Consider the following 12375-nt stretch of genomic DNA (forward strand, 5'->3'; position numbering starts at 1 on the left):
GAAGGCGCACTCAACATCGATCTCGCGGACGACATCGTCGCGGCCACGCTGCTGGCCCGTGACGGCGAAGTCACGCGCAAGGCATAACTGGAGCCGGCGATGGAAGTCATCAACCATACGGTCATCAACCTGATCATCTTCATCCTGGCGATCTACGTGGGCTACCACGTGGTCTGGAACGTCACACCGGCACTGCATACGCCGCTGATGGCCGTGACCAACGCGATTTCCGCGATCGTCATTGTGGGCGCGATGCTTGCGGCCGGCCTGACGGTGGGCGGCACAGGCAAGTTCTTCGGGACCCTGGCGGTCGGGCTGGCAGCGGTCAACGTGTTCGGCGGCTTCCTCGTCACCAGGCGAATGCTGGAGATGTTCAAGAAGAAAGAGCCGAAGAAGCTCCCCGCAGCGGCAAAGGAGAAGGCGCAATGAGTCTGAACGTCGTCACGCTGCTTTATCTGGTTGCTTCGGTCTGCTTCATTCAGGCGCTCAAAGGGCTCTCGAATCCGAAGACCGCGCGCATCGGCAATACGTTCGGTATGGCCGGGATGGCGATCGCGATCCTCACCACCATCGCGTTGATCCTCAAGCAGGCGGCCGGACTCGGCTCGAATCTCGGGCTGGGCCTCGGACTGCTGTTCGCGGCGCTGGTGGTAGGCGGCGCGATCGGAGCGTTCGTCGCCGCGCGCGTCGAGATGACCAAGATGCCCGAACTGGTCGCCGCCATGCACTCGCTGATCGGTCTCGCTGCCGTGTGCATTGCCTATGCGGTCGTCTCGGAGCCATCGGCGTTCGGCCTCGTCGATCCGGACAATCCGATCCCGGGGTTTCTGCCGTACGGCAACCGGATTGAGCTCTTTATCGGCACCTTCGTCGGGGCGATCACGTTCTCCGGTTCAGTGATCGCGTTCGGCAAGCTCTCGGGCAAATACAAGTTCCGCCTGTTTCAGGGCGCGCCGGTGGTGTATCCGGGTCAGCATCTGATCAACCTGATGCTGGCGATCGGCATGATCGGCTTCGGCGTAATCTTCTTTCTGACGCAAGCGTGGCTGCCGTTCATCATCATGACGCTGATCGCGTTCGCGCTGGGCGTGCTGATCATCATCCCGATCGGCGGCGCGGATATGCCGGTGGTCGTGTCGATGCTCAACTCGTATTCGGGCTGGGCGGCGGCGGGCATCGGGTTCTCGCTGAATAACCCGATGCTGATCATCGCAGGCTCGCTGGTGGGGTCGTCCGGTGCGATCCTGTCGTACATCATGTGTCACGCGATGAACCGCTCGTTCTTCAATGTGCTGCTGGGCGGCTTTGGCGCGGAGGCGGGCGCGGCGGCTGCGGGCGGAGCCCAGGAACAGCGGCCGGTCAAGTCGGGTTCGGCCGAGGATGCGTCGTTCATGCTGGGCAACGCTGAAACCGTGGTGATCGTGCCGGGGTATGGTCTGGCGGTGGCACGGGCGCAGCATGCGCTGAAAGAACTTACGGACAAGCTGACCGAAAAGGGCATTGATGTGCGGTACGCGATCCACCCGGTGGCGGGCCGCATGCCGGGGCACATGAACGTGCTGCTCGCTGAAGCCGAAGTCTCCTACGACATGGTCTACGAGATGGATGACATCAACAGCGAGTTCGGCCAAGTGGACGTGGTGCTGGTGCTCGGCGCGAACGACGTGGTGAATCCGGCGGCGAAGAACGATCCGAAGTCGCCGATTGCGGGCATGCCGATTATCGAGGCGTACAAGGCGCGTACGGTGATCGTCAACAAGCGTTCGATGGCGGCCGGTTATGCGGGTCTCGACAACGACCTCTTCTACATGGACAAGACCATGATGGTCTTCGGCGATGCGAAGAAGGTGATCGAGGATATGGTGAAGTCGGTGGAGTGAGGTTGTGGCCGCAACGGTATGCGGCCTTGAACTCTGTCGCTGCAGTTAGCGCTGTTTCACCTCGACGTGCCTCAGAAAATCCGCGAGCCGTCTGCCCTCCATATCGGGGAACGGCTCGACTACCTGCAGTTCGCGAATCTCTTCGACGTCGAAATTGCGGAAGTCTCCGCGCAACTCACACCACGCGCCGATGGTCCAGCGCGCACCCCAATAAAAGAGGCCGAGCGGCCAGACGCGCCGCTCGGTTTGCGCGCCTTTGCGATCGCGATACGCAAAACTCACGATCCGGTTGCGGTCGATGGCCAGATGCAGCGCATCGACCTTCTCCGCGAATTCACCCTTGATGTGAAACGAAGGCGCAAAGATCGGCAGCCGGTCGAGCGTCGCGCGCTTGTCAGCGGGCATGGTCGAGGCGATCTTCGCCAGCGCGCCGCGGGCGCCCTTGGCGAAGCTCGCACCACCCCATGTTTCGAGCATGCGTGCGCCGGCGGCGAGCGCAGCGAGTTCGTCGACGGTGAAGGTGAGCGGCGGCAAGCTCGCCGAGCGGTTCAGGCGGTAGCCGATTCCCGCTTCCCCTTCGATCGGCACGCCTGAGAGCTGCAGATCGCGCACGTCCCGGTAGACCGTGCGCGGCGAGATATGCAGCCAGTCCGCGAGCTGTTGCGCGGTAGTCAGACGCCGGCCGCGGAGCAGCTCGGCGATCTGGAACAGGCGGTCGGCGCGGCGCGTCATCGTGGGCGTCTTGTCGTGTTGTAGTAGGGGCGGGGGTGTTGCGATCGCTTCACCCGAAACGGAGTGGCCCGCGTCACGGGGGTTGCGAACCGGCGGCCCGCAAACGGGCATTCCCGAGATCATAGCGCCGCGTGACGCTCATGCGGTGCTGCGTGGCCGTCACCCCTGCGCGGGCCAATCGGTCAACCGTTCTTCGGCGAATGCAGCCCGATGCGGTTACCTTCGGTATCGGTAAAGAACCCGATATAGCCGATATCCTGCGGCAGATCGATGACCGGCCCTTGCACCTTGCCGCCGGCCTTCTCGACGCGGCCCAGCACGGTGTCGACATTCGGCTGCGCGTTCAGGTAAACGACGACGCCATCGCCGGAGGGCCTGGCGTTGGGGCTCTGGATGATACAGCCGCCGGTGGACGGCTCGGTGTACTGGAAAATGCCGATCGGCTCGCCGCCGAAATTTTCACGCCGCAGCGTCGTGCCGAGCGTAGTCTCGTAGAAACGTGCGGCGCGCTCGAAATCGGTGACCGGAATTTCGAACCAGGAAATGACGTGGGATGCGGCTGCTGACATGACACTCTCCTTGGCATGACCCGAAGGCCCATGTGATGCGCCGGATGGCGTGATCAGGAGTGTGCGGCGGGGCTACTGACAGCGTTCTGTCAGTAGCAATTGGCTGGCTGCGAAATTCTTTCCGGCGTTGACTTGCTGGCTCAAGCCGCCGGCGTATCGTTCGCCGGACGTTGCCTGACGCTGCCCGCGATCAGATCGAAGCGAAACAGCCTGCATTCAAGCGCGCCGTTGAAAAGCGGCGTCTTGGTCGATTCGCGCAACCGCAGTTGTCCCGGCAGCTTACGATCCGACGTCAGAATGAACGCGTGCCATCCGGTGAAACGCTGCTTGAGCGCGTCGCCGAGCGACTTGAAGAATTCGCTGTCCGGTGCTTCTTCCTGAGCGCGGCGAAAGCTGTCGTCATCGCGGCTTTCACGGCCCGTCTCACGAAGTTCGCCACGCGCGTTGCGGCCACGCACTTCGATCCGCTCGCCGTACGGCGGATTGGCCACCAGAATGCCCGGCTCCGACGACGGCGGGGTCATGCCGCGTGCGTCGACCTGCTTGAGCGAGACCGACGACAGACCGGCGCGCTCGAAGTTGGCGCGCGCCTTGACCAGCATGTCACCGGAAATGTCGCTGCCGAAGATCTGCAGATCGGTGCGCGACGTGCGGGCGGCGCGCTTCGCATCCAGTGCCGCGGCTTTCAACGCCTGCCACGCTTTCGCGTCGTACTGCTTGAGATTCTCGAAACCGAAGCGCCGCTCCGCGCCCGGCGCGATATTCAGCGCCACTTGCGCAGCTTCCGCGAGGAACGTGCCGCTGCCGCACATCGGGTCGTACAGCGGTGTGCCGGCGGTCCAGCCAGTCAGGCGCAGGATGCCCGCCGCGAGGTTCTCGCGCAGCGGCGCAGCACCCTTGTCGAGTCGCCAGCCGCGCTTGAAAAGCGGCTCGCCGGACGTATCGAGATACAAGGTGCAATCGGTCGCGGTGAGGAACGCAAACACGCGCACGTCGGGCGCGCTGGTGTCGATGTTCGGACGCGCGCCGCTCACGTCGCGCAGGCGGTCGCAGATTGCATCCTTGACGCGCAGCGTGGTGAATTCGAGGCTACGCAGCGGCGATTTGATGGCCGTGACGTCGACGCGTAGCGTCTCCTGGGCGGAAAACCACTGTTCCCAGCGCTGCTCGAGCGCGAGGTCGTAGATGTCCTGCTCGCTGCGATACGGACGATGCGCGATCTTCAGCAGCACACGGCTCGCGATGCGCGAATGCAGATTGGCCGCCATACCGGCCGCCCAGCCGCCGCGGAAATGCACGCCGCCCGGCACCTGCGCGCCCGCAGTGAACGGTGCTCCGTTCAGATGGCGCGAGGCGATTTCGGCGAGTTCGGCCGCGAGCGCGGCTTCGAGGCCGCGAGGGCAGGGGATGAAAAAATCGAAGGACATTGAAGTTGCCGGGAGGCGTTGAATAAGGCGCTATTGTACGCGGTCGGGGTGTGCTTCCCGCGCGCTGGCGTTCAATGCCCTTCGCGTGATGCGCTGACCGGCCACACCAGATCCAGCGGCCGGTGGAACACCCGGCGCCAGATCGCGCCGCGCAACGAGCGCACATAGTTGCGCCGCAGATCGCGCGAACGCACGGCCATATGAAACGCGAGCGCAAAACTGACGGCCACGTTCAGGATTGCCATGCTGAACGTGCCGGCGATGGCCCACCAGAACTCCGGCAGGTCCAGCGCGCCCTTGCCGAGCACACCGAGTGCGACGCCGATCGAACCCGAACTCAAGGTGACGTGCCGGACTTCGAAGGTGAAAGCGAAGGCGGTGAGGATGGCAGGTACGAGACCAAGCATCAGGCCCAAGGTGATATTGCCCACCACGCCGGCGACGTTGGAGCGGCAGAACCTCGCCAGCCGGGCAGCGCCAGCGACGCCAAGCGTCATTCGCAGGCGGCGGTTGTAGGTCAGCGCGTCCGCGACCCGGTGCAGCACGAACCAGTTGTCGGCCCAGCCCGCGAGCAGGCTCGACGACCACAGCAGCACGCCCGTCAGCGCCGCATAGAGCGGCGTAGGTCCGAGCAGCGAGAACGAATGCAGCGTGGCGTGGGCTTTTTCCGGCGAGATGATGTTCGTATTAAAGACGGCGTGCCACAGCAACTGCACGCCCAGCGACACGGGAAACACCAGCATCACGTTGCCGAGCACGGCGGCAGCCTGGGTGCGGATGAGCGCGACTACCGAGGTCACGAAACTGTTTACCCCTTCAGGTGTACCTGCGCCGTCGAGTTCGCGGGCGATGGTCGGCGCTGTCATGGCCGGCTGCTTGGTGGCGAGCGAGAAATGCAGGAAGTGCATCAGCAGGAAGCTCGCCGCATAGTTGATGCCGGCCAGCAAGCCTTCCAGCATTGCATGCAGATGCAAGCCGGTGATCGCAAACTTGACGCACACCGTCACCACGGTGACGAGGCCGCCGCCTGCCGCCATGCGCAGCATCTTCAGATATTCGGCGCGATCGCGGGCAATGTAATGCTCGCCGGTATCCGCGCTATATTCGACCACCTTGCGCGCCAGCAACGAGAAATTGCTGCGCATCAGATGGGCGATGCTCTGACTCGCGTGATTTGCATTGACCAGTTCGGCGACGAGGCGCGAGCCGGCGTGCAGGTCGTCCGACGCCATCCAGGCGTCCAGCAGATGTTCTGCGCGCTGGATGCGCATACGCATGCGCTCGACCTGAAACACGATGTCGACGCTCACGCCGTTGCGGTACAGGTGGGTAAAGACGTTATCGGTGGCGATACGGCAGTCGTCGAGCAGCACACGCAGATAGTTGACCTCGTGCAGCAATTTGCCCGGCTCTGCGCCGCCTTCAGGCGCCTGATGGGCGGCCTCGACCGCCAGCATGGCTCGTGTGAGCCGGTAGAACGGCTGCTTTTCCATGGCGACGCGCACGTCGGCGTCGCCCAGACGGCTGCGCACCGTTTGCGACAGCCCGGTGGAGCTGATCTGGCAGGTCAGGTTGTGCAGCGCCGCTAGCAGATCGAGCGAGAACGGCGCCGCGTTTCGCTGGTCGCTCGCCTCCTGCCCATAGACGAAAAGCTCGCGGATACGCGTGAGCAGGTCGGTAGGTAGCGCGGCAATCCATTCGGCATCGCGCGCTGACGTGAACATCAACGTGAAGATCGCTGTCAGGTCACGGCGGTTCGGTGCTGGCGGGATCAGCGACGACTCGAAGCGCTCGAACAGGGCGCCGAAAAATGCCGAGTGCACCGGCATGCCGGCATCGCACAGTAGCGAGATGCCGTCGCTTTCGCGCAGCAGCGCGCGCAGAATCCCCGCGACGTTCGCTTTCCACGCCGGGTTGCGATCCAGCACATGCAGCAGATAGCGCAAGCGTGCGTGTTCGCGTACCCGGCGCACGTCGTCTTCGGTCGGGTCCTGCGTGACTGGAGGCACGACCGGCTGCACGCTTCCGTCGCGATGAATCCAGTGAGCCACCTCGATCAGCCATTCGCTGCGGTCCGCATACGGCGCGTTCTGGTCGGCAATCGCCAGCAGCGCATCGAGTTGATGGCCGCTGTTGCGCGACGCGCGCCATTTCTTGACGAAGGTTTTGAGAGAGCGAAACATGGATTGTCAGATGTGTGGCAAGGCGCACTCTTGTGGGCCGAAGCACTCAGGATCGCTAAATACAGAGGATCCCGCAAGCTGGCCGGATGGGATAGTGCGTAGGCTCGCGGGCGACGGTGGAGTTCGCCGCGCGAGCTTCAGGAGCCGGTCAGCCGGTCGTGCGGTTGCCCGCGCCGGCGCTGTCGAGCGCAGCGCTTGGGCCGGTGGGCAACGGGCACGGCACCGTCGGCGGCGTCATGCGCGCTTGCGTGCCGGATGCGCCTTTTGCGGCGGTGCTCGTCGGCATCCGCGGCGCGGCAGCAGCCAAGGCCTTGATGCCGGCGGCGATCTGCGTAGAGATCTGTTGCACGGCCTGCCGATGACCGTCGACCAGCGCGTCATAGCTGCCCGTCACGGGCTCGTTGACGACGCTGCGGCACGTCATGATGGCTTCGCTGCGCACCGCGCGCACGCTCCACACGGCATCGATCAAGGCATGCGAACCCGGCCACGATTCGAACCGTTGCACGTTCACACTGACGCGATAGACCGGCGTACCTTCCGGATACGGCGTGCCATACACATCGATCGTGCCCAGTTGCTGCGTGAGGTCGGTCGACAGCGCGCGGCGAACCTCGTCACCGGGCAACGAGGCCCAACGTTCCTGCTCGAGCACCTGCACCTGGGTCGGGCCAGTCTGAACCACGAGCTGGTTTTTCGCGACCTGGGACGGTACGTCGACCGGCGCTACTTCGATCAGCAGTGAAGGAGCCGAAATCGTGCTCGCGGTGCTTGGCGCGCCATTGGCACCCAGCGTGTAGAAGTGGCTGGGCGGCGACGACGAGCATGCCGCTACCGCCAGCAGTCCGGCACAGGCACCGAGGCACGCGGTGGCGCGGGCAAGCCCGCGCGGCGAACGGGGGAGCCGGGCAAACATCATGGTTTATCTCCTGGTTTTCCGCGCAACAGCGATTCCGGATGGCGTTCCAGATAGTCCGACAGCGCATTCAACGACTGCAGCGTGCGGGTCAATTCCTGCAGCGCCTGATGGACGTCCGATTGCAGCGGCGAGTCCTGCTGCAGCGTCGCCTCGGCCGACCCGAAGGTCTGCTTGGCGGCGGCCAGCGTGTCGCGCGCTTGCGGCACCACCTCGGTATTCAGGCGCGTGAACAACTGGTCGGCGTTCTTTAGCGCGCTGTTCAGGTTGTCGCCGATCTGGTCGAACGGCACCTGATCGAGTTTCTTGGCGATATCGGCCACTTGCACCTGCAACTCGTCGAGCGTATTCGGAATCGTCGGCAGCTCGAGCGGATCGCTATTGACGTCGACTGTAGCCGGCGGCGCCTTCGGGAAGATGTCGAGCGCGACGTACAGCTGACTGGTAATCAGGTTGCCCGTGCGCAGCTGGCCGCGCAGGCCGTGTTGCACCAGACTCTTCAGCAACTGCTGACCGGCCACGCTACCCGGCTCCGGCGCCGTCTCGCGGAAGCGCTTGCCGAGGCGGTCGGGGTACAGGTTCATCGTCACCGGCATGGTGAAGTTGTTGGTCTTCGGGTCGTAGTCGATGCCGATGTTGGTCACCTGACCGAGCTCGATGCCGCGGAAATCGACCGTCGCCCCCACAGACAGCCCGCGCAGCGACTGGTTGAAGGTCATCACCACCCGCAGCGGCACGCCGTCCGGCTCGCGCATGGCGTCCGCTTCGTCGGAACCCAGGCGGAACGTCATGTTGTTCGGCGCCTGCGCTCCGACCGGTTGCCCCGGTGGCGACTGGAACGACAGGCCGCCGACCAGCACGGTCGCAAGCGACTGCGTGTTCAGCTTGAAGCCGCCCGAGTCGAGCCGCAGATCGACGCCGCTCGCATGCCACCAGCGCGTGTTGATCCCGACGTACTGATCATACGGCGCGGCAACGAACACCTGCATGGTCACGCCGGTGCCGTCCTTGTCGAGCGAGAAGCCCACCACCTGGCCGACCTGCACGCGCCGGTAGAAGATCGGCGAGCCGATATCGATCGAGCCGAGCGAGTCGCCATGCAACGTGAACTGATGGCCCTTCTGCCCACCGGTAATTGGCGGGGGCGTTTCAAGGCCGACGAAGTCCTTCTGCGTATCCTGCGAATGACCGGCGTCCACGCCGATGTACGCGCCGGAGAGCAGCGTGCTCAGACCCGAGACGCCGCTCGCGCCGACCCGCGGACGCACCACCCAGAAGCGGCTGTCCTTGACGGCAAAGTTCTCGGCTTCCTTGGTCAACTGGACCTGAATCAGCACGTGTGAAAGGTCTTTCGAGAGCGTGATGGCCTTTACGAGGCCAACGTCGACGTCCTTGTACTTGACCTGGGTCTTGCCCGGCTCGAGCCCTTCGGCATCGTTGAAGCTGATAGTGATCTGCGGCCCTTTCTCGGTCACGGACTTGATCACGAGCGCGACGCCGATCAGTGCGGCGATCAGCGGAATCACCCAGACCAGCGACGGCAACCAGTGGCTGCGCGGCTCGATCTCGGGATCGGGCAGGTTGGGTGGGAGCGTGGGTCCGTTCGAATCGTTGCGCGGCGCGCTGGGAGCGGGCGTCGGTCCTTGCGGGCTAGTCATGTTTGGTCCTGAGTTTGTTGGGTTCCGCTTTTTGCATCTTTGGCGCGGCGGGCGCGCTTCGCATTCTTTGCACTTTCTGAGTTGTCCGCGCCTTCCACGTTGTCCCAGATGAGCCGTGGATCGAACTGCATCGATGCCAGCATCGTCAGAATCACCACCGAGCCGAACGCGATCGCGCCGGGCCCCGCCGTGATCACGGCGAGCGACTTGAATCGCACCAGCGCAACCGTCAGCGTGACCACGAACACGTCGAGCATCGACCAGCGGCCGATGCGCTCCACGATCCGGTACAGCTTCACGCGTTGCGTGGGGCGCCAGCGTGAGCGGCGCTGAGCCGTAATGCAGAGCAGCACGAGGATCGTGAGTTTCAGCATCGGCACCATGATGCTGGCGATAAACACAATGACGGCCAGCGGCCAGTCGCCCGAGGTCCAGAAGTAGACGACGCCGCTCATGATCGTGTCGTCTTCCGAGCCAAGCAACGAGGAGGTGTGCATCACCGGCAACAGATTCGCCGGAATATACAGCAATGCGGCTGCGATCAGTAGTGCCCATGTGCGCATCAGACTGTCCGGATTGCGCCGGTGCAGTACCGCGCCGCAGCGCGCGCAGTGCTGTTTCGTGATCGAGCGGATGCGTGGTGCCACGCTGCCGCACGCGTGGCAGGAAACCAGGCCCGCGCGGCGCGCGGTAATGTAATTCATCGTGCGTTATCCCTGATGGGGCGCGGCGGACTGGCTGTCCACGTTCGCCGTGACCGCAGCTGCCGCGCTGTCGGCAGCCGTGCGCGGCATGGGACGCGCACGCCTTGCGTTCAGCTCGTCGGCGAGATCCCACAAGGTGCGCGGATCGAACGTGACGACCACGGCGAACATCAAGGTCAGCACTCCGAAGGCGAACAGCGCCGCTTCGGGGATCACGCGGGCGAGGCTCACCATCTTGACGATGGTGATCAGCACGCCAAGCATGAACACTTCGATCATGCCCCACGGCCGCACGAACTGGATGGCCCGCAGCACCTGGTTAAAGCCCGGCGCCACGAAGCCCGAGCGGATCGGGATCAGCACGTAGAGGAGCGCGACCAGCTCGGTGAGCGGAAACAGCGTGGTCGCGCAGAACACCATGACCGCGACGATCTGCATGTCCTCGTTCCACAACGCGACGAGCGCGCCGAACAGCGTGGTTTGCGAGGTAATGCCGTTGGCGTCCAGTTCGACGATCGGATAGCCCTGGGCGATCAGAAACGTGATCAGCGCGGCGAGCGTCATGGCGCAGATGGCGTCCAGCCGCCGCGAGATGCCGCGATAGAGCGTCGCGCCGCAACGCGGGCAGCGCGCCACCGTCCGGCTGCCGAGCAGACGCGGTTTGGTGAAAAGGGTATCGCACTCGTGGCACGCGATCAGGTTGTCATGTTCCATACGGCAGAAGGGCAAAACGACATGAGCGGGAGCGTGCATCGAAGGCTTGCACGGTATGGACTGGCGAAAGAATGGCGAAAGCCTGGAGCAATAGTACCAAAGGCGCTCGCTCGTGCGTAACAGGGCTGCTTGTGCGACGTCCGTCAGGCAAAACGGCAGCACCGCGCAGCATACCCTGACAGCTGTCGGACATTTTCCGGCCCCAATTGTTCAATCCTTCTTGTTAAGCTGTATTTGACGCCGCATAGCCCCGTGCGGAACTTGCCAGCCGGCTTTTTCGGCTTGGAGTAGCATGGCGGCCTTGGCGTGCTTCGCTGTTGTCTGCCGACACCTGGCAGCCGCGTTCTGCGCAGTTCGCATAGGGGGACTCCACCCTCGTGCGCCGCTAACCTTTCAGCTTGCGTTGAGCTTTCATGGCACCCAAACCTAACTTCGGCTCCCGCGATTCGTACACGCGAACAGCCATCGCGCTTCACTGGCTGATTGCGTTGCTGATTGTGTGCGGCTTCGCGCTCGGTTGGGTGATGACCGATATCCCCGGCTTCACGCCTACGAAGCTGCGCTATTTTTCCTGGCACAAGTGGATTGGCGTGACGGTGTTCGGGCTTTCGGTGCTGCGCATCCTTTGGCGCGCCACCCATGATGCGCCGCCGTTGCCGCGCCGGATATCGTCGTGGCAACGGGGCGCGGCCCATCTCGTGCATCTGCTGCTGTACGTGCTGATCATCGCGATTCCGGTCTCCGGCTATCTGTACAGCTCCGCGGCCAATGTGCCGGTGGTGTATCTGGGGCTCGTGCCGCTGCCGCGCCTGATTGCGCCCGATCCCGTGCTCAAGGTGTTGCTGAAAAATATCCACATCACGCTCAACTACACGCTGCTCGTCCTGTTCGTGCTGCATGTGGCGGCGGCGCTCAAACATCAGTGGCTCGATCGCGACGGCCTGCTGTCGCGCATGATCCCTTTCCTCAAATAAGGAGCGACATGAAGGTTTCGTTTTATCGCTACATGTTGGCGGCGTTTGCTGCCGCGTCCCTCAGTGCGGCGGGCAGCGCGCTGGCCCAGGTCGACATCGCGAAGAGCACGCTCACCGCGACCTCAAAACAGATGAACGTGCCGGTGGAAGGCAAGTTCGGCAAGTTCAGTGCGGACGTGAAGTTCGACCCGGCGAAGCCGGCCGAAGGCAGCGCGCAGTTCAGCGTCGACGTGAGCAGCTACGATCTGGGTGACGAAAGCTACAACGAGCAGGTGCGCGGCAAGGAATGGTTCGATGCGAAGACGTTCCCGCAGGCGACCTTTGTCTCGAGCGCAATCGCGCCGGCAGGCGGCAACCAGTTCAAGGTGACTGGCAAGCTGACCATCAAGGGTAAATCGCAGACCATGGTCGTGCCTGTGACCGTCACGCAGCAGGGCGGGAGCGAGGCGTTCGATGGGGCGCTGACGATCCAGCGTTCACAGTTCGATATCGGTACCGGCGAGTGGAAGGACACCTCGGTGGTGGCCGACGACGTCGTCATCAGGTTTCATATCGTCGCAGCGCGTAAGTAAGGCGTACTGCGCATCAGCATTGCCGGCAGGCACGCGGACTAGAACG

General features: G+C 63.7%; 12 protein-coding genes. 4 read left to right on the top strand and 8 right to left on the bottom strand.

Annotated features, from left to right (window positions below; genetic code table 11):
• Positions 1-99: 99 nt before the first annotated feature.
• Positions 100-429, top strand: coding sequence for an NAD(P) transhydrogenase subunit alpha (locus tag P3T24_RS37075; protein ID WP_074262435.1), 330 nt, complete (start codon positions 100-102; stop codon positions 427-429).
• Positions 426-1880 carry an NAD(P)(+) transhydrogenase (Re/Si-specific) subunit beta gene (locus P3T24_RS37080; RefSeq protein WP_074262434.1) on the top strand — a complete coding sequence of 485 codons (1455 nt, stop codon included), beginning with the start codon at positions 426-428 and terminating at the stop codon, positions 1878-1880. The genes P3T24_RS37075 and P3T24_RS37080 overlap by 4 nt, the downstream gene beginning before the upstream one ends.
• Positions 1881-1925: 45 nt before the next feature.
• Here the strand turns inward: P3T24_RS37080 and P3T24_RS37085 are convergent, their stop codons facing one another.
• The 8 genes from P3T24_RS37085 to P3T24_RS37120 form a co-directional block, all read right to left on the bottom strand.
• On the bottom strand, positions 1926-2612 hold the full coding sequence (locus tag P3T24_RS37085) for a helix-turn-helix transcriptional regulator (RefSeq protein ID WP_074262433.1): 687 nt from the start codon (positions 2610-2612) through the stop codon (positions 1926-1928).
• A 182-nt stretch (positions 2613-2794) separates the two neighbouring features.
• The gene (locus P3T24_RS37090) at positions 2795-3181 is read right to left on the bottom strand and encodes a VOC family protein (protein WP_074262432.1); all 387 of its coding nucleotides are present in this window, start codon (positions 3179-3181) and stop codon (positions 2795-2797) included.
• A 140-nt stretch (positions 3182-3321) separates the two neighbouring features.
• The gene (locus P3T24_RS37095) at positions 3322-4608 is read right to left on the bottom strand and encodes a THUMP domain-containing class I SAM-dependent RNA methyltransferase (RefSeq protein ID WP_429441705.1); all 1287 of its coding nucleotides are present in this window, start codon (positions 4606-4608) and stop codon (positions 3322-3324) included.
• Between the two features lie 71 nt (positions 4609-4679).
• Positions 4680-6791, bottom strand: coding sequence for a site-specific recombinase (locus tag P3T24_RS37100; protein ID WP_429441706.1), 2112 nt, complete (start codon positions 6789-6791; stop codon positions 4680-4682).
• Positions 6792-6939: 148 nt separating this feature from the next.
• A complete protein-coding gene (locus P3T24_RS37105; RefSeq protein WP_429441707.1) occupies positions 6940-7710 on the bottom strand; it encodes a PqiC family protein in 771 nt (256 codons plus the stop codon).
• Positions 7707-9365 (bottom strand): intermembrane transport protein PqiB, encoded by a 1659-nt coding sequence (locus P3T24_RS37110; protein WP_074262428.1) that lies wholly within the window; start codon positions 9363-9365, stop codon positions 7707-7709. The genes P3T24_RS37105 and P3T24_RS37110 overlap by 4 nt, the downstream gene beginning before the upstream one ends.
• The gene (locus P3T24_RS37115; protein ID WP_429286578.1) at positions 9362-10069 is read right to left on the bottom strand and encodes a paraquat-inducible protein A; all 708 of its coding nucleotides are present in this window, start codon (positions 10067-10069) and stop codon (positions 9362-9364) included. The genes P3T24_RS37110 and P3T24_RS37115 overlap by 4 nt, the downstream gene beginning before the upstream one ends.
• A gap of 6 nt (positions 10070-10075) precedes the next feature.
• Positions 10076-10783 (bottom strand): paraquat-inducible protein A, encoded by a 708-nt coding sequence (locus tag P3T24_RS37120; RefSeq protein ID WP_074262426.1) that lies wholly within the window; start codon positions 10781-10783, stop codon positions 10076-10078.
• A 413-nt stretch (positions 10784-11196) separates the two neighbouring features.
• Here P3T24_RS37120 and P3T24_RS37125 point away from each other — a divergent pair, with 413 nt between their 5' ends.
• The gene (locus P3T24_RS37125) at positions 11197-11757 is read left to right on the top strand and encodes a cytochrome b (protein WP_074262425.1); all 561 of its coding nucleotides are present in this window, start codon (positions 11197-11199) and stop codon (positions 11755-11757) included.
• A gap of 8 nt (positions 11758-11765) precedes the next feature.
• On the top strand, positions 11766-12329 hold the full coding sequence (locus P3T24_RS37130; protein WP_074262424.1) for a YceI family protein: 564 nt from the start codon (positions 11766-11768) through the stop codon (positions 12327-12329).
• Positions 12330-12375 lie beyond the last annotated feature (46 nt).

The sequence above is a fragment of the Paraburkholderia sp. GAS33 genome (assembly GCF_050436645.1).
GTDB lineage: Bacteria > Pseudomonadota > Gammaproteobacteria > Burkholderiales > Burkholderiaceae > Paraburkholderia > Paraburkholderia phenazinium_B.

Excerpts from the sequence above, each read along its gene's own strand:
- P3T24_RS37080 (WP_074262434.1), top strand. The coding sequence starts at position 426 with ATGAGTCTGAACGTCGTCACGCTGCTTTATCTGGTTGCTTCGGTCTGC.
- P3T24_RS37095 (WP_429441705.1), bottom strand. The coding sequence starts at position 4,608 with ATGTCCTTCGATTTTTTCATCCCCTGCCCTCGCGGCCTCGAAGCCGCG.
- P3T24_RS37090 (WP_074262432.1), bottom strand. The coding sequence starts at position 3,181 with ATGTCAGCAGCCGCATCCCACGTCATTTCCTGGTTCGAAATTCCGGTC.
- P3T24_RS37120 (WP_074262426.1), bottom strand. The coding sequence starts at position 10,783 with ATGGAACATGACAACCTGATCGCGTGCCACGAGTGCGATACCCTTTTC.
- P3T24_RS37125 (WP_074262425.1), top strand. The coding sequence starts at position 11,197 with ATGGCACCCAAACCTAACTTCGGCTCCCGCGATTCGTACACGCGAACA.
- P3T24_RS37085 (WP_074262433.1), bottom strand. The coding sequence starts at position 2,612 with ATGACGCGCCGCGCCGACCGCCTGTTCCAGATCGCCGAGCTGCTCCGC.
- P3T24_RS37105 (WP_429441707.1), bottom strand. The coding sequence starts at position 7,710 with ATGATGTTTGCCCGGCTCCCCCGTTCGCCGCGCGGGCTTGCCCGCGCC.
- P3T24_RS37075 (WP_074262435.1), top strand. The coding sequence starts at position 100 with ATGGAAGTCATCAACCATACGGTCATCAACCTGATCATCTTCATCCTG.
- P3T24_RS37130 (WP_074262424.1), top strand. The coding sequence starts at position 11,766 with ATGAAGGTTTCGTTTTATCGCTACATGTTGGCGGCGTTTGCTGCCGCG.
- P3T24_RS37100 (WP_429441706.1), bottom strand. The coding sequence starts at position 6,791 with ATGTTTCGCTCTCTCAAAACCTTCGTCAAGAAATGGCGCGCGTCGCGC.
- P3T24_RS37115 (WP_429286578.1), bottom strand. The coding sequence starts at position 10,069 with ATGAATTACATTACCGCGCGCCGCGCGGGCCTGGTTTCCTGCCACGCG.
- P3T24_RS37110 (WP_074262428.1), bottom strand. The coding sequence starts at position 9,365 with ATGACTAGCCCGCAAGGACCGACGCCCGCTCCCAGCGCGCCGCGCAAC.